The sequence below is a fragment of the Streptomyces albidus (ex Kaewkla and Franco 2022) genome, assembly GCF_013870515.1.
Taxonomy (GTDB): Bacteria; Actinomycetota; Actinomycetes; order Streptomycetales; family Streptomycetaceae; genus Streptomyces; species Streptomyces albidus.
The window spans coordinates 1-23,691 of record NZ_JACBXA010000003.1; the positions used below are offsets into that span (position 1 = coordinate 1).

At 67.6% G+C, this 23,691-nt stretch carries 16 protein-coding genes; 7 read left to right on the plus strand and 9 right to left on the minus strand.

What is annotated here, in order from left to right; all coding sequences use genetic code 11:
* On the plus strand, nucleotides 1-3,400 hold a 3,400-nt coding region (locus tag H5J26_RS01035; RefSeq protein WP_181763710.1), incomplete at its 5' end, for a multifunctional oxoglutarate decarboxylase/oxoglutarate dehydrogenase thiamine pyrophosphate-binding subunit/dihydrolipoyllysine-residue succinyltransferase subunit.
* Nucleotides 3,401-3,602: 202 nt separating this feature from the next.
* On the plus strand, nucleotides 3,603-3,785 hold the full coding sequence (locus tag H5J26_RS01040; protein WP_181763711.1) for a DUF6104 family protein: 183 nt from the start codon (nucleotides 3,603-3,605) through the stop codon (nucleotides 3,783-3,785).
* A gap of 65 nt (nucleotides 3,786-3,850) precedes the next feature.
* Here the strand turns inward: H5J26_RS01040 and H5J26_RS01045 are convergent, their stop codons facing one another.
* Nucleotides 3,851-5,047: a PucR family transcriptional regulator gene (locus H5J26_RS01045; RefSeq protein WP_181763712.1), complete on the minus strand. Its 1,197-nt coding sequence runs from the start codon at nucleotides 5,045-5,047 to the stop codon at nucleotides 3,851-3,853.
* Nucleotides 5,048-5,168: 121 nt separating this feature from the next.
* Between H5J26_RS01045 and ureA the strand changes: the two genes are divergently transcribed.
* The 5 genes from ureA to H5J26_RS01070 all read left to right on the plus strand — a co-directional run bounded on the left by ureA (nucleotide 5,169) and on the right by H5J26_RS01070 (nucleotide 12,467).
* Nucleotides 5,169-5,810, plus strand: coding sequence for an urease subunit gamma (ureA, locus tag H5J26_RS01050; RefSeq protein ID WP_181763713.1), 642 nt, complete (start codon nucleotides 5,169-5,171; stop codon nucleotides 5,808-5,810).
* Nucleotides 5,807-7,507 carry an urease subunit alpha gene (locus tag H5J26_RS01055; RefSeq protein ID WP_181763714.1) on the plus strand — a complete coding sequence of 567 codons (1,701 nt, stop codon included), beginning with the start codon at nucleotides 5,807-5,809 and terminating at the stop codon, nucleotides 7,505-7,507. Before ureA ends, H5J26_RS01055 begins: the two co-directional genes overlap by 4 nt.
* 37 nt (nucleotides 7,508-7,544) lie before the next feature.
* A complete protein-coding gene (locus tag H5J26_RS01060) occupies nucleotides 7,545-9,209 on the plus strand; it encodes an amidohydrolase (protein WP_181763715.1) in 1,665 nt (554 codons plus the stop codon).
* Nucleotides 9,210-9,378: 169 nt separating this feature from the next.
* Nucleotides 9,379-10,779: an MFS transporter gene (locus tag H5J26_RS01065; RefSeq protein ID WP_181763716.1), complete on the plus strand. Its 1,401-nt coding sequence runs from the start codon at nucleotides 9,379-9,381 to the stop codon at nucleotides 10,777-10,779.
* Nucleotides 10,776-12,467: a thiamine pyrophosphate-binding protein gene (locus H5J26_RS01070; RefSeq protein WP_181763717.1), complete on the plus strand. Its 1,692-nt coding sequence runs from the start codon at nucleotides 10,776-10,778 to the stop codon at nucleotides 12,465-12,467. The genes H5J26_RS01065 and H5J26_RS01070 overlap by 4 nt, the downstream gene beginning before the upstream one ends.
* Before the next feature lie 187 nt (nucleotides 12,468-12,654).
* Here the strand turns inward: H5J26_RS01070 and H5J26_RS01075 are convergent, their stop codons facing one another.
* The 8 genes from H5J26_RS01075 to H5J26_RS01110 form a co-directional block, all read right to left on the minus strand.
* Nucleotides 12,655-13,092: a hypothetical protein gene (locus tag H5J26_RS01075; RefSeq protein ID WP_181763718.1), complete on the minus strand. Its 438-nt coding sequence runs from the start codon at nucleotides 13,090-13,092 to the stop codon at nucleotides 12,655-12,657.
* A gap of 892 nt (nucleotides 13,093-13,984) precedes the next feature.
* Nucleotides 13,985-18,616 (minus strand): putative T7SS-secreted protein, encoded by a 4,632-nt coding sequence (locus H5J26_RS01080; protein WP_181763719.1) that lies wholly within the window; start codon nucleotides 18,614-18,616, stop codon nucleotides 13,985-13,987.
* Entirely contained in the window at nucleotides 18,616-19,266 is a 651-nt protein-coding gene (locus H5J26_RS01085; RefSeq protein ID WP_181763720.1) for a hypothetical protein, read from the minus strand. Before H5J26_RS01085 ends, H5J26_RS01080 begins: the two co-directional genes overlap by 1 nt.
* Entirely contained in the window at nucleotides 19,263-19,625 is a 363-nt protein-coding gene (locus tag H5J26_RS01090; protein ID WP_235980191.1) for a hypothetical protein, read from the minus strand. Before H5J26_RS01090 ends, H5J26_RS01085 begins: the two co-directional genes overlap by 4 nt.
* Nucleotides 19,626-19,988: 363 nt before the next feature.
* Entirely contained in the window at nucleotides 19,989-20,738 is a 750-nt protein-coding gene (locus H5J26_RS01095) for an amino acid ABC transporter ATP-binding protein (protein WP_181763792.1), read from the minus strand.
* 59 nt (nucleotides 20,739-20,797) lie between these two features.
* Nucleotides 20,798-21,832 carry an amino acid ABC transporter permease gene (locus H5J26_RS01100; RefSeq protein ID WP_181763721.1) on the minus strand — a complete coding sequence of 345 codons (1,035 nt, stop codon included), beginning with the start codon at nucleotides 21,830-21,832 and terminating at the stop codon, nucleotides 20,798-20,800.
* A gap of 91 nt (nucleotides 21,833-21,923) precedes the next feature.
* The gene (locus H5J26_RS01105; protein WP_181763722.1) at nucleotides 21,924-22,883 is read right to left on the minus strand and encodes an ABC transporter substrate-binding protein; all 960 of its coding nucleotides are present in this window, start codon (nucleotides 22,881-22,883) and stop codon (nucleotides 21,924-21,926) included.
* Complete coding sequence (locus H5J26_RS01110; RefSeq protein WP_181763723.1) at nucleotides 22,880-23,689, minus strand: deaminated glutathione amidase; 810 nt, start codon at nucleotides 23,687-23,689, stop codon at nucleotides 22,880-22,882. The genes H5J26_RS01105 and H5J26_RS01110 overlap by 4 nt, the downstream gene beginning before the upstream one ends.
* Between the last annotated feature and the right edge of the window lie 2 nt (nucleotides 23,690-23,691).

Here is a 23,691-nt window from a genome sequence, read left to right on the forward strand (position 1 = left end):
CGGAGAGGGCTCCGAGGCGGAGCAGCCGTCAGGTCCCGAGTACGTGGCGCTGCGGGGTCCGTCCGCGGCCGTCGCCAAGAACATGAACGCCTCGCTGGAGCTGCCCACGGCCACGTCCGTGCGTGCCGTTCCCGTGAAGCTGCTCTTCGACAACCGCATCGTCATCAACAACCACCTCAAGCGCGCCCGCGGCGGCAAGGTGTCCTTCACGCACCTGATCGGCTACGCCATGGTGCAGGCGCTGAAGGCGATGCCGTCGATGAACTACTCGTACACCGAGAAGGACGGCAAGCCGACGCTGGTCAAGCCCGACCACATCAACCTCGGCCTCGCCATCGACCTCGTGAAGCCGAACGGCGACCGCCAACTCGTCGTCGCCGCCATCAAGAAGGCGGAGACGCTCAGCTTCTTCGAGTTCTGGCAGGCGTACGAGGACATCGTCCGCCGCGCCCGCCACAACAAGCTGACGATGGAGGACTTCTCCGGCGTCACCTGCTCGCTCACCAACCCCGGCGGCATCGGCACCGTGCACTCCGTGCCGCGCCTGATGCCCGGCCAGGGCCTGATCCTGGGCGTGGGCGCGATGGAGTATCCGGCGGAGTTCCAGGGCACCTCGCAGGACACCCTCAACAGGCTCGGCGTCTCCAAGGTGATGACGCTGACCAGCACCTACGACCACCGCGTGATCCAGGGTGCGGCCTCCGGCGAGTTCCTGCGCATCGTCAGCCAACTGCTTCTCGGCGAGAACGACTTCTACGACGAGATCTTCAAGGCGCTGCGCATCCCGTACGAGCCGGTGCGCTGGAACCAGGACATCGACGCCTCGCACGACGACGACGTCACCAAGGCCGCCCGCGTCTTCGACCTGATCCACTCCTACCGGGTGCGCGGCCACATCATGGCCGACACCGACCCGCTGGAGTACAAGCAGCGCAAGCACCCCGACCTGGACATCACCGAGCACGGGCTCACCCTGTGGGACCTGGAGCGGGAGTTCGCGGTCGGCGGCTTCGCCAACAAGTCGATGATGAAGCTGCGCGACATCCTCGGCGTCCTGCGTGACTCGTACTGCCGCACCACCGGCATCGAGTACATGCACATCCAGGACCCGAAGGAGCGCAAGTGGATCCAGGACCGGGTCGAGCGTTCGCACTCCAAGCCTGAGCGTGACGAACAGCTGCGCATCCTGCGGCGGTTGAACGCCGCGGAGGCCTTCGAGACGTTCCTGCAGACCAAGTACGTCGGCCAGAAGCGCTTCTCGCTGGAGGGCGGCGAGTCCGTCATCCCGATGCTGGACGCCGTACTGGACGCGGCCGCCGAGTCGCGCCTCGACGAGTGCGTGATCGGCATGGCGCACCGCGGCCGTCTGAACGTGCTGGCCAACATCGTCGGCAAGAGCTATGCGCAGATCTTCCGGGAGTTCGAGGGCAACCTCGACCCGAAGTCGATGCACGGCTCCGGCGACGTGAAGTACCACCTGGGCGCCGAGGGCACCTTCACCGGTCTGGACGGCGAGCAGATCAAGGTCTCCCTCACCGCGAACCCCTCGCACCTCGAAGCGGTCGACCCGATCGTCGAGGGCGTCGCGCGTGCCAAGCAGGACATCATCGGCAAGGGCGGCACGGACTTCACCGTCCTGCCCGTCCAGCTGCACGGTGACGCGGCGTTCGCGGGCCAGGGCGTGGTGGCTGAGACGCTCAACATGTCGCAGCTGCGCGGCTACCGCACCGGCGGCACCGTGCACATCATCGTCAACAACCAGGTCGGCTTCACCGCCGCACCCGAGTCGGCTCGTTCGTCGATGTACTCCACCGACGTGGCGCGGATGATCGAGGCCCCGATCTTCCATGTGAACGGTGACGACCCGGAGGCCGTGGTCCGCGTCGCGCGGCTGGCCTTCGAGTACCGCCAGGCGTTCAACAAGGACGTGGTCATCGACCTCATCTGCTACCGCCGCCGCGGGCACAACGAGACCGACAACCCGCAGTTCACACAGCCGCTGATGTACAACCTGGTCGACAAGAAGCGCTCGGTGCGCAAGCTCTACACCGAGTCCCTCATCGGCCGCGGCGACATCACGCTGGAAGAGGCCGAGCAGGCCCTTCAGGACTTCCAGGGCCAGCTGGAGAAGGTCTTCACCGAGGTGCGGGACGCGGCGAACACGCCCGCCCCCGCCGAAGTCCCCCAGCCCGAGGCGGAGTTCCCGGTGCACGTCGGGACCGGCGTCAGCCAGGAGGTCGTCAAGCGGATCGCCGAGTCCCAGGTCAACATCCCCGATCACGTCACCGTCCACCCGCGACTGCTTCCGCAGTTGCAGCGGCGCGCGGCGATGATCGAGGACGGCACCATCGACTGGGGCATGGGCGAGACGCTGGCCATCGGTTCGCTGCTGATGGAGGGCACTCCCGTCCGGCTCGCCGGTCAGGACTCCCGCCGCGGCACGTTCGGCCAGCGCCACGCGGTGCTGCTCGACCAGAACACCGGCAACGACTACACGCCGCTGCTCTACCTCTCCGAGGACCAGGCCCGGTACAACGTCTACGACTCGCTCCTGAGCGAGTACGCGGCGATGGGCTTCGAGTACGGCTACTCGCTGGCCCGCCCCGAGGCGCTGGTCATGTGGGAGGCCCAGTTCGGTGACTTCGTCAACGGCGCGCAGACCGTCGTGGACGAGTTCATCACCTCGGCCGAGCAGAAGTGGAATCAGACGTCCGGTGTGACGCTGCTGCTGCCGCACGGCTACGAGGGCCAGGGCCCGGACCACTCCTCGGCCCGCATCGAGCGGTTCCTCCAGTTGTGCGCGCAGAACAGCATGACGGTCGCGATGCCGTCCCTGCCGTCGAACTACTTCCACCTGCTGCGCTGGCAGGTCCACAACCCGCACCACAAGCCGCTGGTCGTCTTCACCCCGAAGTCGATGCTCCGGCTGAAGGCGGCGGCGTCGAAGGCCTCCGAGTTCACCGAGGGTGGATTCCGTCCGGTCATCGGCGACGACTCCGTGGACCCGGGCGACGTCCGCAAGGTCGTCTTCTGCTCCGGCAAGGTCTACTACGACCTGGACGCCGAACGGCAGAAGCGTGGTCTCACCGACACCGCGATCATCCGGCTGGAGCGGCTCTACCCGCTGCCCGGCAAGGAGATCCAGGCGGAGATGGCCAAGTACAGCGGTGCGTCGAAGTTCCTGTGGGCCCAGGAGGAGCCGGCCAACCAGGGTGCGTGGCCGTTCATCGCACTCAACCTGGTCGACCACCTGGACCTGATCATCGGTTCCGACCCGGTCCCGAACGCGGACCGCCTGCGCCGGGTCTCCCGGCCCTCGTCCTCCTCGCCTGCCGTCGGCTCCGGCAAGCGGCACCAGGAGGAGCAGCAGAACCTGATCCAGGAGGTCTTCGACCTCTGAGCGGTCTGAACGACGAAGAGGGCCCCGCCGGTTCGCTCCGGCGGGGCCCTCCTCGTGTGCGGGGCGGGTGCGCGTGGTCAGCCCCGGTACGGGCGGACGCACGCGAACGGGCCTCTCCGTGCGGAACCCCGCCTGACCGACGGCGCCGGAACGCGCCCGCATATCGTGGGAGTGCAACGTCAACAGTCCCCGGGAGCGCTCCTTGTACTTCACCGACCGCGGCATCGAAGAGCTGGCCGACCGACGCGGCGAGGAATCGGTCACCATCGAGTGGCTGGCCGAACAGCTCCGCGCGTTCGTGGACATCAACCCGGACTTCGAGATCCCGGTGGAGCGCCTCGCGACCTGGCTCGCGCGGCTCGACGAAGACGAAGACGAGGACTGAGGCAGGGCCGAGGGAGAGCTGAGGGGCGGGCGACGGCTGAGTGCGGACGTCCGGCATCCCGTCGCTCACTGCCCGGGCCTGCTCCCCTCGTGCTTCCGTGCGCGCAGCGCGAGTGCGAGAAGGGCGGCGTCCTCGGGACGGCGGACGTCGCGGCCCGTGAGCTGGAAGAAGCGCGTGAAGCGCTGCTGCACGGTGTTCCGGTGGCAGTAGAGAGCATCCGCGGTCTCCGCGATCGATCCGCTGCCCGCCAGATGCACCCGGACCGTGTGCAGCAGCCGACTGGTCTCGGCAGCGGGAGCACCGCTGTCGGTCAGCCCTCCGAGCACGTCCTGCGCCAGGTGCCCCGCGAAGGAGTCCGCGCGGTGCACGAGTACGTCGAGCCAGGCGTCCGCCAGGCGCAGCGGCCCCGTCGCCGCTTCCGGAAGCGCCCGTACGGTGGCGGTGGCGAGTTCGACCGCGCGGGGCACTTCGGCGAGACCCTCGGCGGCGGGTGACAGCCCGCACGGCACACCCTCCAGCCGGTCGAGCACCGCCCCCTCCGTGACGCGTCCCTCCAACTGCACGACCAGCAGCGAGGCGGACGAGACGGTGTGCCGCTGCAACGTTGTACCGACGGCACGCAGCGCGGTGGCCGCGCCGTGCAGTCCGCCTCCGGCGCCCGGCAGGGCGGCCACGCAGAGGAAGTCCGCGGTGGGCCGGAATCCGAGCGCCACTCCCACGTCGCGTACGACTGTCGGGTTGTGGCCTCCGGTCTCCAGCAGCCTGTCGAACCACAGCCGGCGTTCGTCCTCGCGCTGCCTGCCCATCTCCAGCACGGTGCGCTGGTACGCGGTCATGATCCCGGTGACGTGCGCTTCGACGGCCTCCCACACCTGGTAGGCCGAGGCGACGAGCAGCACCTTGTCCTCGTCGTCGGCCCGTTCGACGAGTGCGGCCCACACGACCCGGAAGTCCAGGCGGGCCGCCGCCAGCAGCGAGTCGAGTGGTACGCCCTGGCGCGCTCGCCGTTCGCCGATGCGTCCGGAGATCCCGGCGAGGCCCGCGGGCACGGGCAGCTCCGCGACGGTTCGGAGCAGCAGCTCGAAGGCCTGGAGGGCCGTCTCGCGGAAGTCGTCGTCGGGCACGGCGTCCGCGTACTGCGCGCGCAGCGGCCGTACGGTCTCCAGCCAGTCGACGAGCAGGCTGTCGATCTCCTGGAGGCACTCCACAGCGAGCTCGGCAGCGCGCGGTGACGGCGGGGGTGAGGCAGGCGGAGTGTGCATCTGCACAATGGTGGCCCTCCAGTCCGCGATACTTCAACGTTGGCCTCCTCCTCGACTGACGCCATGCTGGGTCGATTGCCCGCACCCGCCGTCCGGTCAGTCGATCCCGGAGGTCCCGACAGTGCATCTGACCCCTCGCGAGAACGAGCGGCTCCAGTTGTTCACCGCTGCCGAACTCGCCCGCCGCCGCCGCGGGCGCGGCCGCCGTCTCAACGCCCCCGAGGCCATCGCCCTCATCTGCGACGAGGTGCTGGAGGCCGCCTGGGACGGGCTGAGCATGGACGAGGTGATCGCCGTGGGGCGTTCGGTCCTCACCGAGGACGACGTCCTGGAGGGCGTGCCCGCGATGGTGCCGACCGTCCAGGTCGAGGCGCTCTTCCCCAGCGGCACCGCGCTCGTCGCCGTCGACGTTCCCATCGCGGCTTCCGGTACGGGAGACGCGCCGGGCGCCGTCCGTACGGCACCCGAGCCCGTGCGCATCAATGCGGGCCGGCGCAGGGCGCGGCTGACCGTGCGCAACACCGGCGACCAAGCCGTCTACGTGTCCTCGCACTACCCGCTCACGGAAGCCAACTCGGCGCTGCACTTCGACCGCGGAACCGCCGAGGGCATGCGCCTCGACATCCCTGCCGGCACGGCCCTCGTCTTCGAACCGGACGGTGAGCGCGAGGTGGAAGTGGTGGAAGCACGTCACGAGGGCGCCGGACTCAGGCGCGAGGAAGCGCACGTCGCACAGCCCGAGGAGAGGGAGGCCCGCCCGTGAACGCGCCCGGCCACCGTGAAGTCGACCGCCGCACCTACAACGCCCTGTACGGGCCCACCACTGGTGACCGGATCCGGCTGGCAGACACCGATCTGTGGGTCGAGGTGGAGAGCGACGACGGAACCCCCGGCGACGAACTCCTCGGCGGCTGCGGCAAGACCGTACGTGACGGGCTGCTGGCCTCACCCCGCTCGGACCGTGCCTCCGCGCTGGATCTCGTCATCACCAACGTGGTGCTGCTGGACGCGCAGGCCGGTGTGCGGAAGACGGACATCGGCGTCAAGGACGGCCGCGTCGTCGCGGTCGGAGGGGTCGGCAACCCGGACCTCACTCCCGTCGACTTCGCCGTCGACTCGCACACCTCCATGGTGCCGGGCGAAGGACTGCTGGCCACGCCGGGCATCGTCGACAGCCATGTGCACCTCTCCTCACCGGAGATCGCGCCCGCTGCGCTCGCTTCGGGAGTGACCACGGTCGTCGGTATGGGGCTCGGCGGCATGTGGGAGATCGGCTGCAACCCGGCGCACAACCTGCACACGTTGATGAGCGCCTGGCGTGGCACGCCGCTCAACGTGGCGTTCCTGGCCCGCGGTTCGTCCAGTTCGCGCAGGCTGCTGGACGAGATCGTGCTGGCCGGCGCCGGAGGCTTCAAGATCCATGAGGACTTCGGAGCGACTCCGCGCATCGTCGACAACTGCCTGGACGCGGCTGAGCACGCGGACCTCCCGGTCGCGCTGCACACCGACTCGATGAACGAGTCGGGCTATCTGCGGGACACCGTCGGCGCCACGCGCGGACGCACCGTGCACGCGTACCACGTCGAGGGCGGCGGCGGTCATCCCGACCTGCTGGAGATCCTCTCCGAGGCCAACATCCTTCCCTCGTCGACGACTCCCACGATCCCCTACACGGTCAACACCGTCGACGAGCTCTTCCCGATGACGATGACCGTCCACCGGCAGAACCACCACATCGAGAGCGACGTGGAGGTCTCCAAGGGGCGCATCCGATCCCATGCCATCGCCGCCGAGAACTCGCTGCACGACCTCGGCGCGATCAGCATCGTCAACTCCGACTCGATGGGCATGGGCAGGATCGCCGAGACCGTCCGCCGCACCTGGCAGCTCGCCCACCTCCAGGCACTGCGCTGCGGCGAGGGCGGTGTCGAACACCCCGCCAACGCACGCGTGTTGCGCTACCTGGCCAAGCTCACGCTCAACCCGGCCGTCGCGCACGGCATTTCGCACGAGGTCGGCAGCGTCCGGCCGGGGCAGCTCGCCGACATCGTCCTGTGGCACCCGGCATGGTTCGGCACGAAGCCCGAACTGGTCGTCAAGAGCGGCTTCGTGGCCTGGGGCAACACCGGTTCCGGATCCGGATCGACCCGGCTGACCCAGCCCCGTCGCTACCGCCCGTACTACGGAGCACTCGGCGACGCCGCCTCACGGCTGGCCCGCGTCTTCGTCGGCAACGAGACGCTGGAGGACAAGACCGCTCGCAACTCCCTTCCGTCCGGGCTGCGTTACGCGTCCGTACGGGACAGCCGGGGTCTCAGCCGCGCCGACATGCTGCACAACACCGCGACCCCGACCGTCCATGTGCCGCGCGAGGCGGGCCCCGTCCTCGTCGACGGAACGCCCACCGCCACCGAAGCCGCCACACACGTACCGCTGGCTCAACTCCACCACCTGGCCTGAGCACACCGACCGAGGGAAAGGACGAGGGTCCGAAGCCATGCGACTCGATCTGATCGTGCGGGACGCGAACGTCCTCACCATGGACGACGACCGGCCGACGGCGCGCAGCCTCGGCGTCCTGCACGGACGCGTCGTCGGCCTGGACGAGGACATCGACGGCCTCCACGCCGACCGCGTCCTGCACGCCGACGGCGCCACGGTCGTACCCGGCTTCAACGACGCGCACTGCCACACCGCTTGGTACGGCCTCTCCCTCTCCCAGCTCGACCTCTCCGGGGCCCGCTCCCTGGAGGAGGTCTACGACGCCGTCGCCCGCCACTCCCGGACCCTCCCGGACGGAGCGTGGGTGGTCGGTGCGGGGCTGGACCATCACAAGGCCGGCGGCGTTCCGCCGCACCGTGACGCGCTGGACCGGGCGGCCGGCGGACGCCCGGTGTGGCTCAAACACACCTCGGGCCACGCCTGTTACGTCAACACCCCCGTGCTGGAGAGCGCCGGAGCGCTCGCCGACGGCTTCGAGCCGCCCGCGGGCGGAGTCCTGGTGCGGGACGCGGACGGGCGTCCCAACGGCCTGCTGGAGGAGACCGCACAGCAACTCGTGCAGCGGCAGGTGCTGCCGTACTCGGTGGAGACGATCGCGGACGCGGTGCAGGCCGCGACCCGCCGCTATCTCGCCGAGGGCATCACCAGCTTCACCGAGGCGGGCATCGGCGGCGGCTGGATAGGCCAGACGCCGGTCGAGTTCGCGGCGTACCAACTCGCCCTGGACACGGGACGGTTGAACGCCCGCGCCCAGTTGATGATCGCCTCCGACGCGCTGCATCCCCTGAGCGCGCACTCCAGCGACGGCATCACCACGGGCCTCGACCTCGGAATCCGCACGGGCCTCGGGGACGACCGGCTGTCCGTCGGCCCGGTCAAGATCTTCCTCGACGGCTCGCTCCTGGGCCGTACGGCAGCCGTCACCGAACCCTTCTGCGGCTGCCACGACAGCAACTCACCGGGCACGGGCTACTTCCAGGAGGAACCCGACGCGATGGCCGGCCTCGTCGTGGCCGCACACCGCGCGGGATGGAGCATCGCCGCGCACGCCATCGGCGACCGGGCGGTCGACCTCGCCCTCGACACGTACGAACGCGCACAGCGCGAACACCCCCGCACGGACGTGGTGCACCGCATCGAGCACGCCGGGATGGTCCGCCCGGATCAGCTGGAACGCTTCGCCGCACTCGGCGTCGTACCCGTGCCGCAGCACAACTTCCTCGCGGCCTTCGGTGACGCGATGGCCGCGAACCTCGGCCCGGACCGCACGAGTTGGACCTATCGCATGCGGTCCTTCCTCGACCTCGGCCTCACGGTGCCCGGCTCCTCCGACCGCCCGGTCGCTCCGGGCGCCCCTCTTCCGGCGATCGAGGCGATGGTGCGCCGGCTGACGGATTCCGGTGCACCCTTCTCGCCGGGTGAACGCGTCCCCGTCCAGGCCGCGTTGAAAGCCTGGACAGTCGGGTCGGCGCAGGCCACGGGTGCCGGCGCGGACAAGGGCCGCCTGAGACGCGGCATGCTCGCCGACTTCGCCGTGCTCGACGCCGACCCCTTGAGCGTCGACCAGGACCGCATCGGCTCCATCGGCGTCCTGGCGACGGCGGTCGGCGGCGACGCCGATACCGCTCACGACCCGCACGGCCTGATCGGCCTCCGATGACCCCGCTCGACGCAGTGGCAGGCACTCCCCACCGCCTGCGGTGCGGTCCCCTCCGTACCGCAGGCGTTCCCTGCCGCGCGGCCCCACCGATCGCAGCACCAGCGACAGCCGCTCCCCCGCCCTCCGCGCGCCTCGCACCAGCGGACGCCGTCCCCGAGGAGACACCCTGATGAGCCAGGAATCACCACCGCCCACAGCCGGCGGAGAGTCACCGGCACACGAATCGCCGACGCCCCTCCCCCAGACCACGGTTCGCACCGCGGACATCAAGCGGCTGCTCTCCGCCGCCTTCGTCGGCACCGCCCTGGAGTGGTACGACTACTTCCTCTACGGCACGGCCGCCGCCCTGGTCTTCAACAAGCTCTTCTTCCCCGACCTGGACCCGGCCGTCGGCACCATCGCCTCCTTCATCACCTTCGCGGTGGGCTTCGTGGCCCGTCCCATCGGTGCCGCGATCTTCGGGCACATCGGTGACAGGCACGGGCGCCGGACGGCGCTGATCATGACCGTCGTGCTGATGGGCGTCACCACCGGCTGCATCGGCCTGCTGCCCGGCTACGACAGCATCGGCGTCTGGGCGCCCGCGCTGCTTGCCACGCTGCGGTTCCTGCAGGGCATCTCGGTGGGCGGAGAGTGGAGCGGCGCCATGCTGCTGACGCTGGAGCACACCCCCCGGGAGAAGCACGGCAGTTACTCCGCCGTGCCCCAACTCGGCTCTCCCGTTGGCACGTTGCTCTCCAGCGGAGCGTTCGCCCTGGTCGGGATGCTGGACGACGACGCGTTCTACTCCTGGGGCTGGCGGATACCGTTCCTCTTCGCCTTCGTGCTTCTCGTCGTCGCCCTCTACATGCGTCTGCGCATCGAGGAGTCGCCCGTCTTCAAGGCGATGATGGCCGAGAGCGAGAAGAACGGCCCGCCGCCCGCACCGCTCCTCGAGGCCTTCCGCCGCACCTGGGGCCGCATCCTCATCGGCATCGCCGCCGCCTTCCTCGGCATCGGCGGATTCTTCCTGCTGACCACCTTCATCATCTCCTACGGCACCGAACAACTCGGCGTGGACAAGTCGGTGATGCTCAACTCCACGCTCGTCGGATCCGTCGTCGAGATCGCCGTGCTCGTCGTCGCGGGACGCATCGCCAACAAGGCCGGGCCGTGGAAGGTCTGCGCGGTGGGCGGTGTCGTGTCGGTACTGGCCGCCTTCCCCGCCTTCTGGCTGGTGGACACGGGGCAGACAGGGCTGGTGATCCTCGGCGTCTCGCTCGGGATCGGCGCCATCTCCATTCCGTACGCGCCGATCGGCGCCGTCGTCTCCGGGATGTTCCCCGAGAACTTCCGCTACAGCGCCGTCGCCATGTCGTACAACCTGGCAGGCGTGCTGGCCGGCTTCGTGCCGCTCGTCGCCGCGTCGCTGCTCGGGCTCTCCGGCGGTGCCTCGTGGAGCGCGGCACTGCTGCTCGTCTTCATCGCGGCCTGCACGGCGGTCGGTTCCTACCTCGCGGGTCCGCAACTGCAACGCCGGCTGGGACATGACCCGAGCAAGCAGCACGAGACCTCGAAGGCCATCGCATGACGCCGCAGACCCCTGCCCGCACCGGCGGACGGATACTCGTCGACCAACTCGCCGCCCACGGCGTGGAGACCGTCTTCGGCGTACCGGGTGAGAGCTACCTCGACGCGCTGGACGCCCTCTACGACGCCCCCGTGCGGATGGTCGTGTGCCGCCACGAAGGCGGCGCCGGGTACATGGCGGAGGCGTCCGGCAAGCTCACGGGCCGACCCGGCGTCTGCTTCACCACCCGCGGTCCCGGCGCGACCAATGCGCTGGTGGCCCTGCACACCGCTCAGCAGGACGCCACACCGCTCGTCCTGTTCGTCGGCCTGGTGCCGCGAGGTCACCAGGATCGTGCGGCCTTCCAGGAGTTCGATCTGCGGGGCACCTTCGGGACGACGGCGAAGCTGGTCGAGACGATCGAAGACGCCGCCCGGATCCCGGAATTCGTGGCCCGCGCCTTCGCCGTCGCCGCGAGCGGGCGCCCCGGACCCGTGGTTCTGGGGCTGCCCGAGGACATGCTCACGGACACGGTCTCCGTCGCGGACGCGTCCCCCCTGCCGGTGCCCGAGGGCGCGGTCTCCGCTGCCCAACTCACGGAGCTGGAAGAGCTGTTGGGCGAGGCAAAACGTCCGCTGGTGCTCCTCGGCGGAAGCCGCTGGACGGAGACGGCGCGAGCGGACGTACGGTCCTGGGCCGAAGCCTGGTCCCTGCCCGTGGCCGTCGACTTCCGCTGCCAGGACCTGATCGCCGAGGAGTGCGAGGTGTTCGCCGGCAACCTGGGCTACGGGCGCTCCGAGAAGCTGGCCCAACGCCTGGGCACGGCCGACCTGTTGATCTGCGTCGGCGCGGCACCGGGGGACGTGGCGACGGACGGATACACGCTGCTCGACTCAACGGGAGAGGAGACCCGACGCCTCGTCCACGTGCTGCCGGAGTCACAGGCACCGGGATCGCAACAGTCGGCCGACCTCGCCCTGCTGGCCTCACCCGAGGCCTTCGGCGCGGCGGTCGCGCAGCTGAAGCCGGACGGGCCGGTGCCCTGGACGGAGGTCGCACAGGCCGACCGCGCCGCTCATCTGGACTTCCGCCGCACGCTGAACGACGACGAATCACTCGACCTGGGTTCTGTGTTCGCGGAACTGGACGCCCGTCTGGAGCCTGACGCCGTCATCACCTTCGGCGCGGGGAACTACGCCCTGTGGGCACAGCGCTTCATCGGCTACCGCGACGGCATGCGCCAACTGGCGCCCCGCAGCGGCTCGATGGGCTACAGCGTGCCGGCGGGCGTCGCGGCGAGCGTCATCTCGCCCGGACGCCAGGTGGTCACCTTGGCGGGCGACGGCTGCTTCCTGATGAACGGGCAGGAGCTGGCCACGGCGACCGCCGAAGGCGGGGCTCCGCTGATCCTCGTCGTCGACAACGGCACGTACGGCACGATCCGCAAGCACCAGGAGATGCACTACCCGGGCCGCGTCAGCGGGACCGACCTGGCCAACCCGGACTTCGCCGCGTACGCACGCGCCTTTGGCGCGCACGGCGAAACGGTCACGGAGACCGGGGAGTTCGGCCCGGCACTGGAACGCAGCCTGGCCAACTGCCGATCGGGCCGCCCGGCCCTGATCGCGCTCCGCCCGGCGGAGGGGCGGCTGGCGCCGGGAGTGACGGTGGAGGGGTTGCGGGGGCGGGCACATCGCTCGTCGAGTTGAGCGGTTCCGATACCCGCGCCCCTTGCTGCCCGCCGGCTTCTCGCCGGATGACACGAGCACGGTTCCGCGCGCCTGCCTGATGAAGGGAGGCGCGCGGGACAAGCCTGGTCAACCGTCCATGTACGCCGAGACTTTGGAGAGCAGTGCGGCTTCGGCGGACAGCCGCATCCGAATCTCCGGGCTGCTTCTAGGTACGGGGGATCGGAAGCCGCGGATCGTCGATGTCGACGGTGATCGTCACCTCGGACGTGGAACGGAACATGGCGTATCGCCCGGACACCTGGATGTCGTCCTCGAACGGATTGGAATCCTGGAAGAGAAAGGCCCACACGAGCGACTCGTCTTCCCGGACGCGGGCGATGAAGCCGTCCGACCCCCACGCCGTCTCGCCGGCCCAGAGGAAGTCCCCCTCCGTCACACGGATCTCCGTCAGAGGGTCGATAGCGGTCACCCAGTTCTGTGCCTCTGAAAGCATCTCCCTCACGTCGAAGGCAGCGAGGACACGCAGGCCTCCGGGAGCTTCCGGATCCAAGGACACATCGTAGGAGCCCTCGTCGCCGGAGAAATGCAGAGCGTTCCGGATCGGAAGCTTGCCCTCAGCCCGCACGTCGTCGATGGCACTCATCGGCCGGGATATCCTCTCTGCTGCTCCGGTGGGAGGGGAATCGGGCGTTCCTTCAACCCGCCTTCAGGAACAGGCTCACCGTTCGGGCCGACCGACTCACATGCCTCTTCCCGCACGTTCGGGACCGGAGACGTCAGCGCGCGCGAAAGCTCCACCAGGCTTGAATCGCCTACAGGCAGGCCCCTGTCTTCCATGTGCGCTCGACCGGCCAACCTCGTTCGCCTTCGCCTGTGGCCTGTCAGCCGGTTCCGTCTCCCGCACCTAGAGTCGTGTAACCAACTCCTCGTCAGTCACGCGCCCGCACGTCCAAGACCAAATCAGTCGACGTTGCGCCCTGTCAGGAGAAAAGACTCTCTTACAGGCAAGGAAGAGGAGATCAGGCCTGCGCGCGACCCACCACTCCTCGTGTCGCACCTGGATGCAGATGCTTGACATCGCAGAACCGCTCTCGAGCAACCGAAGCATCGCGGCAACATCATTGTCGTACTGAGATCGTACGGGGATCTCAACGCCGTAAGCCCTCTTGAAATCCTCACAAAAGTGGTGAGCGCCATACTGTGGAGCATTGCGCAACCACCACTCCCCTTCTGGGAAGTCTGTGAAAACTTCTCTGCTGAGTACGGTCATCAACTCTGAGTCAATTCTCTTGATGTCCTGCAGGAGCGCGCCTGCACACTTGGGATGAGCGGGCGTCAGCTCTGTCAAAACCCGCTGCAGAGTGCTCCTCAGAGTTAGGTCATTTGCATATTCCTCCACTTCCCACGGATAGCCCGCCAAGCAGTCGTCCGTAAAATAGCGCCAGCGTTGCATTGCTTCTTCGGGGGCAATCCCAGAACGCCAACCTGCCTTTGACGCCGCAGCATCGAAGGCCCCCTCGAATGAAGCACGTGAGTCACCTGACACTTTCGTTCTCCATGTACTCACGTGGGTTGTCGGGACGGAAGAAATTCACGATCTTCCCATCGCGCTGGATGGCCAATCGGCCTTCAGGATCAAGACGCAGAACAGCACCGTCGCTCGCGCGGACCACCTCCCGCACATTTTCACCAGGGGGGCCGTTCATGAGATCCTCCGCATCTTTCATGTACCTGTCGAACCCGTCGACCCCATCAACCGTCTGAGCATACTCGGGCATATCCGGGGCCTCGCCAGGCCGCTTGCCGATTCCCTCAACATGCTTGTCGTACTTCTCGTCGACAGCAGACATGTCCCATTTACAAGGAGTCAACCCGTACGGATCAGTCCATGTTTTCGGGTTGTGAACGTATGCGGAGGGGTTGGGCGTAGGCGCGAGGCCCAATGGATCCTGGGTGGCGTATCGAGCCGTAGTGGGATCGTAGTGACGGTGGAGGTTGTAGTGAAGCTCAGTCTCCGGATCGTAGTACTGACCAGGAAATCGAAGCGGCGTATAAGCCGTAGCATTGATGTTCCAAGTAGTCGTCCCCCACAACGTCGCTCGGCCGTGCCAAGCGATTTCTCCACATTCATCGACGAGTTCGGTCGGCGTGCCGATCAGATCAGTGACGATCGCGAAAAATCGAGAATCGATCTCACCCTGAGTTTCAGTATCGGTGATGCGTTCAGTCTGCGTCAGGGGGCGCAAACCATCGTGATTCCAAGTGAGGGTCACTGGATCCGGCAGGTCTGAGCTGGTCGTGGTCTGCTCGATGAGCGTGGGCCCGTCCCAGGTGAAGTCGACCTGCTCGACGACAGTTGCGCGATCACCGTCGAGGCGCTGTTTGGCGATGCGGCGACCCAGGGGGTCGTACAAATAGCGCCATACGCAGCCGTCCGGTGTGGTTACCGAAGTGAGGTGATCCTCGGAGTCCCATGTATAACGCCACGTATCCGGTTTCCTGGACAGCCGATTCTTCTGACGGAGGATGACACGGCCAGCGGCATCGTGTTCGTAGCGGACAGCCCCCGCAGAGAGCAGCTGAGTTCCTCCGTACGTGCGCTCACCCCGAGTGTCCGCCCTGGCCTTCTCTGCTGGCCAGTGTGCGCGAGTTTGATTGCCTGACTCGTCGTATGCGTACGACTCGTCCCAATCGTTCGCCAGCACAGTTGTGACACGCCCAACTGGATCCAGGTCGTACTCCTGAGATCCATTCAAGTGGTCGTCAACGGCGAGCAGATGACCGTCAGGCCTGTACGTGTAGGTCCGCTGCTGCACGCGGGTCGCCGAAGGGCTTCTGACGGTTTGCGCAGTCAAGCGGCCGGCGGGGTCCCAGGTGTACTCGAGGTCGACAGCGCCGTCGACGCGCCGGTGGATCTCGCGACCCACCGCGTCACGAGTGAATTCGAGGGTATGGCCCGAGGCCATAAGCGTGGCCCGGTTGCCGGCGTCGTCATAGGTGAAACTTGAAGCAGCGCCAGAAGGAGTCACCCGGCGCGTGCGGTTGCCTACGGCGTCGTACGTGTACGTCAGAACTCGCCCGTTCAGCAGTTCCGTTTTCACGCGCCCAAGCTTGTCCCTTTGGACCAGCAGCTCGGCGTCCGGCCCAATAGCGTGAATTAGATTGCCTGCAGCGTCGTAGTCATAGGTTGTCCGCTGGCCGTCTGCACTTTTGGAGACGATCTGCCCGAGCGAATCTCGCTCAAAGGTAACGGTCATTCCGGCAGGATTGGTGCGAGAGATCAGCCGACCTACAGCGTCGTGCCCATACCTGAGCCTGCGGCCGTCGAAGTCGGTCTCTGACACGATGCGCCCCGCGGAGTCATACTCATAACTCCAAGTCATCTGCTGCGGGTTGGTGACCTTGGTGAGGCGAAGTGCCTGGTCATAGCTGAACTCGTGATGAACACCGTTCGGACCCGTGCGCGCGACCAGACGGTCGAAGTCTCCAAACTGGTAGGCGGTGATGCCGCCATTCGCATCGACAAAAGAGGTGCAGTTTCCTTCTCCGTCGAAAGTCCAGGATTCCGCCGCTCCGTCCGGGCCTGTACGGCGCGACAGCTTGCCTTCGATCGTCCACTGCAGTCGGGTCTCCGCTCCCAGCGAGTCGGTGATCACTATTGGACGGCCGAATGCATCGCGTTCGTACGTAGTGACCGCCCCAAGGGGATCTTGGATCTCGACGGGCAGGCCTGCGGAATTACAACGGACGCGAGTGGTCGCTCCCAGAGCATTCACGTAGGACGTCAGAAAGCCGTGTGAATCATAGGTGTATCGAGTGACGTGACCCGCCGGGTCGGTCACTCTGGTACGGTTGCCCCGCTCGTCATATTCCTGCCTCCAAATACCCCCGTCGGTGTTGATAATTTCGACGGGCAAGCCGAATTCGTTGTTCACGGCACTGATCCGCATGCCGTCGGGGCGAATTACGGAGGTCAGTTGATCGCTTGCTTCGCCGTACTGGTAGTGGGTAGTACTTCCTGCAGCGTCAGTGCGGGATAGCAGACGATGGCAGCGATCACGCTCCATGAACACCGTATTGCCCAACGCATCAATTTCAGCTACCACTTGCAGTCGTTCATTGATCACGTTTCGCCGAGTACCTCGCTCGGGATCCGTTACTGTCGTTACCCGATGACCAGTTCGCTCGTCGAGTCCGTTGTAGTCGAACGTGAACTGCATGCAGCCGTTTTCGCCGGACTGCGCAATGCACCGGTCCTCTTCGTCATATTCGTAGCTGAACCGGCGATCATTGGTGTCCGTCCACGATTTGATGCGCCCTCGCCCGTCGTAGTCGAACTGCAACGGCACACCAGATGAGTTCGTTACCGAAGTGAGGTTTCCGTCCGCGTAGCCGAAGCGGACCAGCGTCTGATCGCCTCCGTCGGGAGCGGCTTCGGCCAGGCACAGAGCGGTGACGCGGCCGTTGTCTGCAGTGACCTTCAGGTGATAGCCACCCTCGTGGACAATGCTGGTCGGCGTACCGCAGCTGTCGTACTCAAACGAAATGCGGTTTCCGTTGCGATCAACCACTGCATCGAGCAGAGCGGTCCCGGATCCACCTGGATTCGCGCCCTGCGGTCCAACGATTTGCCAAGCCCTGCCTGTGCCTTCATCCGTCAGGACGTAGTCTCCCTCGACGGTCCGGTCAAGGGGCCAGCGCGCACCCGTTTCCGGCAGTGTCGGTACATCCGGTGCGGGGTGGGGGTAGGCGAGCAACAAGTTGTCCTCGCCGTGGAACACCACACCCTCTGCATCGATCTCGAGACGCTGATCGATTGTGCTGGACCAACTGGGGCCGAACCAGCGGCCGGCGCGGTAGGAGGATTCGAACCCGCGCTTGAAGACCAGTGGCAGCGCTCCCGGCAGCGACACATCCGTCTGAGGAAGGAGCACCCGCCCTGTCGCCACGTCCACCGGATCGCCGTCGCATGGCCTTCGCCCCGGGCCTCTACCAGCGTTATCCGGGTTGTTGTCGACGTCCCCTCGCCCCGGCGTCTTGGGCGGCTTCTCGTCCGGGAGATGCTTCGCGACGGTGGCGATCTTCTTGATGCTGCCCAGCCCCCGCGTCCCGAGCAGCTCCGGGATGAGGCGCCCGGTGCCCTCGGCCGGGTCCTTCATGAAGCCGTCGTACATCGTCTTGGCCGCGCCCAGCGGGTCGTTGGCCATCCGCACCAGACCCGCTGTGGTGCTGTTCAGGCTCGTCATGAACTCGGCGGGGTGGGTGATGTTGTACGGGTCGGTCGGGTTCACGCTCCGCGCGAAGCTGACGATGCCCGCCGTGCCCTTGACGATGCCGCCGTAGAAGTGGGACGCGCTCAGGTTCAGCCCCTCCAGGCCGTCCAGAGCCTGCTCACCGTACGAAGGCTTCTCCGGCGCAGCGTCCCGCGCACCGGCGACCGCCGAACGAGCGGGCCCCGCCGCGTCGTTGCGCTGACGACGCGCCTCCGCCAGCTTCTCCTGCGCCGCCTTGATGTCCGCCGCTCCAGGATCCGCACCGGGCTTGTCCGGAAGGGACTTCGGGTCACGCTCGTCCGCCGGCTTGGCGTTGTAGGAGTCGACGGCCTTGTTGTACGAGTCGACCTTCCCCTCGTGCGCCTCGGATGCCTTCTTGCCCTTGTTGTAGAGGGTGATGGCTTCCTGGGCCTGCTTCTGCGCCCAGTCCACCGTCCCGGCGAAGTCCTTCAGCGCCTTGGCCGCCTTCTCGCACGCGTCCGCCGCCTTGAACCACTTCTTCGGCTCGATCGCGACCTTCTCGCGGAACGCGTCGGCCGCCTCGCCCTTCAAGTGCGAGGAGTCCAGGCCCTTCAGGCCGTTGCCGACGTTCGTGAACGCCGTCTTGAAATCGGTGAGATGGCTCGCCGTGGAACGCAGCTTCTCCGGACTGCCGTGGACGAGCTTCGTCTCGTCCTCGGTCTCCCCCAACTGCATCTCGTCGACAGCGGCACCGAGAGCGTTGGCGGCGGAGTCGCCCTTCTCGCGCACCCAGTCCGCACCGGAGTGCCAGCCGACGTCGTCCAGCCGGTCCGCACCCCAGTCCGAGGCGGCGTCGATCCCCTCGCCGACGTCCTCGACCCTGTCCTCGGCCCAGTCCTCGACCGAATCCGGAACCAGATCACCGAGTCCCATCAGCCCTCATCCCCCGATCCCGACTGCTGCTGTTGTGCACGTTCTTCCGCCGACGGACCGAACGCGTCGTCGCGCGCCTGCTCCCGTGCCTCTTCCGGGATGCCGTACGCGTCCATCACCACGTCGTTCTGCAGACCGCCGATACCGTCCTCGGTCAAGGAACGGCCGGTGTCCTTCCACGTCTGCCCGATCTCCTGCTGGGCCTGCTGAAAGGACTCCGGGCTGTAGTCCGGATCCAGAAAGCCCGGAGTGAAGGTCTCGCCCCAGCTCTGCTTGGCGACCTCCTCCTCCGTGGCGTGAGGATTGCCGATCAAGGAGTTCACCCCGACCTTGAAGGCCCCCTCCCAGTACTTGTCCTCCTCGTGGACCATCCCCGCCGCCAGACCAAGCTTCGCCGCAAGAGCGTTGGCGTCCTGGACCAGCGCCCGAACCCCCCACTCCCAGCGCTCGCAGAAGCTCTCGAAGTCGTCGGCCAGACCGGCGTCACCGGCCTCCATCTTCGACATCGACATCTCACCGAACCCGCTGCCCTGCAACGAACCCGTCGCCCCGCCCCCGGCCGACTTCAGCTCACCGATCGCAGAGTTCAGCCCCTTGGTGATCAGGGCGAGTGATTCCTTGTCGAACTTCAGTTCCTCGCCGCCGCTCACCGGCCGCCCCCGTCCGCCGTGATCCGGTTCCCGTCCTCGTCGACGTCGACGGCCACCGCGTCCGGGACGATCCCCGCCACCGGCGGGAACATCATCGAAGCGTCGTCGTCCGCGACGTCCACCGCCACACCCGTCGGGCCGTCCAGCTCCGGGATGATCCCGTCGAGCAGCCGCGCCCCGAGCACCGTCACGAACTCCCAGGCCTCATCCGGAGCCGAGCCGCGAGCCTCCGCGAAACGCGCCAGGGGAGCCTCATCGGTGAAGGCGTAGATCCACCGGATGCCCCCGTACTCGGCGGACATGAAACCGCCGCCCACGACCGGCACCAGCACGGCCGTACGCCTGAACTCCCCCACCATCTCCTGCGGGTCACCGACCCCCGCCCGCACCGATGCGATCTGCTCCGCCAACTCCACGACGGCCCCCCATCCCCGTGTCACAACCACCAGAACCGTGCCGTATCGCCGACACCGGGGACAAGCCCCACCAGCAGGCTGTTGCCAACCCCATACCTCTGCTGTCGGCTCGTCAGATGATGAGCGAAGGAGGCCGGCGCGTTCCGCGGGACGTTGAGTGTGTGCAGTGCCCTGAAGCGCGGGGCACCTAGTCCAGGGGCAAGTGCCGGCGCTCGTACGGAGATCGGCGCAAGGGACACCCCGAGCGGGCCGGCGCCGCCCCCCGTACGGCGCCCGCCCGCTCGAGTCCGCTTCCGGTGAAGGGGGTTACAGGAAGCGCTTCAGGAAGGCCTGGGTACGGGGGTTGGAGGGGTTGTCGAGGACGGACGGGGGGCCGGACTCCAGAACGCGGCCGTCGTCCATGAAGATGACACGGTCCGCGGCCTCCTTCGCGAAGCTGATCTCGTGCGTGACCACGACCATGGTCAGGCCGTCGCGCGCCAAGTCCCGCATCGTCTCCAGGACTTCGCCCACCAGCTCGGGGTCGAGCGCCGAGGTGGGCTCGTCGAAGAGCATCAGCTTCGGGCGCATCGCCAGCGCACGCGCGATGGCGACCCGCTGCTGCTGGCCGCCGGAGAGCTGCCGGGGGTAGGCGGCGGCCTTGTCCGACAGGCCGACGCGGCGCAGCAGTTCGTGTGCGCGCTCCTTCGCCTCCGCCTTCGGGCGGCGCAGCACGCCGACCGGGGCCTCGATGACGTTCTGCGTGACGGTCTGGTGCGGGAAGAGGTTGAAGTGCTGGAAGACCATGCCGATGTCGCGCCGCTGCCGGGTCACCTCGCGTGGCCGCAGGTGGTGCACGCGGCCGCCGTGAGCGCGGTAGCCCATGAGTTCGCCGGCGACGTGGATGGAGCCCCCGTCCGGGGCCTCCAAGTGGTTGATGCAGCGCAGGAACGTCGACTTGCCGGAGCCGGACGGCCCCAGCAGGACGACGACTTCGCCCGCTGCCACGTCCATGTCGATGCCCTTGAGCACTTCGAGGGACCCGAAGCTCTTGCGTACGCCTCGTGCCCGCAGCATCGGCACCTGCCCGGAGGAAGGAGCGGCAGTGGCGGGGGCGTCCTTGGTGACGGGACGGCTCATGCTGGCTCCTTCGGGGCCTGGTCCTCCGGCGTGTGCACCCGCTTGCGGCGCCGGAAGAGGGCGAAGTCCCAGAAGTTCTGCGGGGCGTTGCGGGTGACGCCGCGGGCGTAATGGCGTTCGATGAAGGACTGGCCGACGTAGAGCACGGACGTCATGACCAGGTACCACAGGCACGCCACGAGGAGCAGCGGGATGGTCTCGAAGGTGCGGTTGTAGATGGACTGCACGGTGTAGAGCAGGTCCGACAGCGCGATCACGCTGACCAGCGAGGTGGCCTTGAGCATGTTGATGACCTGGCTGCCGGTCGGCGGGACGATGAAGCGCATCGCCTGCGGCAGAACGATCCGGCGAAGGCTGCGGGAGCGGCTCATGCCGAGCGCGTCGGAGGCCTCCGTCTGGCCGGGGTCGACGCCGAGCAGCCCGCCGCGGACGATCTCCGCCATGTACGCGGCCTCGTTGAGGCCGAGGCCGAGGATCGCGGCCAGCAGCGGCGTGATCAGGTCGTTCGTGTGGTGGCTGACGAACTCCGGCCCGAACGGCACCCCGAGGGAGACGCGCGGCAGCAGCGCGGACAGGTTGTACCAGAACACCAGCTGCACCAGCACGGGCACGCCGCGGAAGAACCAGACGTACGCCCCGCACACCGCCCTGAGCACCGGGTTCGCCGACATCCGCCCGACGGCGACGAGCACGCCGAGGACGATGCCGATGACCATCGCGATGACGGTGAGTTCGATGGTGGTGGCGATGCCCTTGCCGATGATCTCGGCCGTGAAGTAGGCGCCGACCGTGTCCCATTCGAAGTTGGGGTTGGTGAAGAGGAAGTGGAAGAGCTGGGCCGCGAGGACGGCGAGGACGGCGATGGCCAGCCAGCGCAGGGGGTGGCGTACGGGTGCGGCACCGGCCACGTCCACATCCAGGTGGGAGGTGGCTGAGCCGTCGGGGCCGTTGCCGTCAGCTCGGTCCTCGGCTCGTTCCTCTGGCTCCTCGGGATCGTCGCGAGTGGTGGCCGGTGGGTGCGCGGTGGCCATGTCGGGGTCACCTCCTGTGTGGTTGGCGCGGTCCCCCGACCAGGTCAGGGGATGTCGGACGCCGGGGACTCAAGGGGCCCCCGGGCGTGGATCAGGCCTCGCCGCCGAGGTTGACTCCCGGCTTCTTCAGGGCGTTGTCGGTTGTGCCCCACTTCTTCATGATGGTGCCGTAAGTGCCGTTGTCGATCAGCTCCTTGAGCGCCTTGACCAGCACCTCCCGGAGCGGTGAGTCCTTGGGGACGACGGCGCCCTGGTAGAGGTCGTCGAAGCCGTTGCGCTCGCCGGTGCCTGCCAGTTCGAGTGTGCCCTTGGCTTCCTTGACGAAGTAGGTCAGCGGGGCCTGGGAGGAGAAGAAGGCGTCCGCGCGGCCCGAGCGCACTGCGAGCACGGAACCGGGCTGGTCCTTGTAGGACTGGACGCGCACGGTCTTCTCGCCGTCCTTCTCGCAGCGCTTGGCCTGTTCCTTGATGACCCCCTCGGCGGAGCCGCCCGCCATGACGGCGATGCGCAGACCGCAGGTGTCGGAAAGGGCCTTGATCTTCTGGGGGTTGCCCTTCTTCACGGCGAAGACCACGTACTCCTGGACCCAGTCGACGAAGTCGTTGGACTTCTGGCGGTCCTTGAAGTCGCCGATGGGGCCCAGCGCGAAGTCGTAGCGTCCGGCCTTGATGCCCGTGAGCGAGCTGGGCAGGCCGTCGGCCGTCACGTGGTCGATCTTGACGCCGAGGAGCTGGCCGAGTGCCGTGGCCATGTCGGCGGACGCGCCGGTGAGGCTGTGGCCGTCGGAGCCGGCGATCTCGTACGGGGGGAAGGAGCCGTTGTTGACGGAGGTCATCTTCCCCGCGTCACGGATCTTCTTCGGCAGCATCTTGTGCAGCTCGGGGTCCTTCTCGAGCTTCGGCTGCTTGCCCTCCTTCGCGGCGGAGTCCTTCTTGCCGCCTTCGGCCTGGGGCGGGTTGCTGCCGCAGGCTCCGAGGGTGAGACAGGCGAGGGCGGTGGCGCCGGCGAGGAGCGAGCGGGCGAGGGTGCGCTGAAGGGACGGTGTTTTCATGGCAGTTCTCCTGGGGCGAGGAGTTTCGGGCTGACCGCGAAGCGGCGGTTGGCGAGGACCGGGAGGGTGCGGCGGGCCGCGAGAGTGGTCTCGGGGTCCGTCTCGGCCCAGGCCAGGCCGGTGGTGTGTGAGAGGCGGGCTCGTACGGTGCCGAGCGGGTCGACGATCATGCTGTTGCCGATGTTGCGGGGGCCGCATTCGCCGCTGGCGGCGACCCAGCAGGTGTTCTCCAGTGCGCGGGCGGCCAGCATGACTTCCCAGTGGCGTTCCTTCGCAGGGCCCCTCACCCATGCGGCGGGCAGGGCGAGGACCTCGGCGCCGGCGTCGGTCAACAGCCGGGCCAGCTCGGGGAAGCGCACGTCGTAACAGGTCATGAGGCCGACCTGGGTGCCGGCCACCTCGACGATGACGGGGGGTTCGTCGGCGGGGCGTACGTGTGCGGATTCCTGGTCGCCGAAGGCGTCGTAGAGGTGGATCTTGCGGTACCGGGCGACCAACCGGCCGTCGCGGAGGGCGACGAGGGTGTTGAAGACCCGTCCGTCGTCCGCGGGTTCGTGGATGCCGACGACAACGGTGGTGCGGCCTCCGGCCGTCGCCTCGCGCATCGCGGACACGAACGGCCCGTCCAGCGGCTGGGCCACCTCGCGGATACGGTGCCGGTCCTCCGTGAAGCGGGCGAGCACGCCTTCGGGGAGCACGAGCAGATCGGCACCGCCCAGCTCGGCCTGTGCGGTGAGGTCCTGGCAGGCCTGCAGGTTCTCTTTCCAGTCGGGGCTGGCGGTGAACTGTCCGACGGCGGTACGCATGA

Excerpts from the sequence above, each read along its gene's own strand:
- H5J26_RS01095 (WP_181763792.1), bottom strand. The coding sequence starts at position 20,738 with ATGCTGCGGGCACGAGGCGTACGCAAGAGCTTCGGGTCCCTCGAAGTG.
- H5J26_RS01075 (WP_181763718.1), bottom strand. The coding sequence starts at position 13,092 with ATGAGTGCCATCGACGACGTGCGGGCTGAGGGCAAGCTTCCGATCCGG.
- H5J26_RS01080 (WP_181763719.1), bottom strand. The coding sequence starts at position 18,616 with ATGGGACTCGGTGATCTGGTTCCGGATTCGGTCGAGGACTGGGCCGAG.
- H5J26_RS01060 (WP_181763715.1), top strand. The coding sequence starts at position 7,545 with ATGCGACTCGATCTGATCGTGCGGGACGCGAACGTCCTCACCATGGAC.
- H5J26_RS01065 (WP_181763716.1), top strand. The coding sequence starts at position 9,379 with ATGAGCCAGGAATCACCACCGCCCACAGCCGGCGGAGAGTCACCGGCA.
- H5J26_RS01100 (WP_181763721.1), bottom strand. The coding sequence starts at position 21,832 with ATGGCCACCGCGCACCCACCGGCCACCACTCGCGACGATCCCGAGGAG.
- H5J26_RS01110 (WP_181763723.1), bottom strand. The coding sequence starts at position 23,689 with ATGCGTACCGCCGTCGGACAGTTCACCGCCAGCCCCGACTGGAAAGAG.
- H5J26_RS01070 (WP_181763717.1), top strand. The coding sequence starts at position 10,776 with ATGACGCCGCAGACCCCTGCCCGCACCGGCGGACGGATACTCGTCGAC.
- H5J26_RS01090 (WP_235980191.1), bottom strand. The coding sequence starts at position 19,625 with ATGGTGGGGGAGTTCAGGCGTACGGCCGTGCTGGTGCCGGTCGTGGGC.
- H5J26_RS01045 (WP_181763712.1), bottom strand. The coding sequence starts at position 5,047 with ATGCACACTCCGCCTGCCTCACCCCCGCCGTCACCGCGCGCTGCCGAG.
- H5J26_RS01105 (WP_181763722.1), bottom strand. The coding sequence starts at position 22,883 with ATGAAAACACCGTCCCTTCAGCGCACCCTCGCCCGCTCGCTCCTCGCC.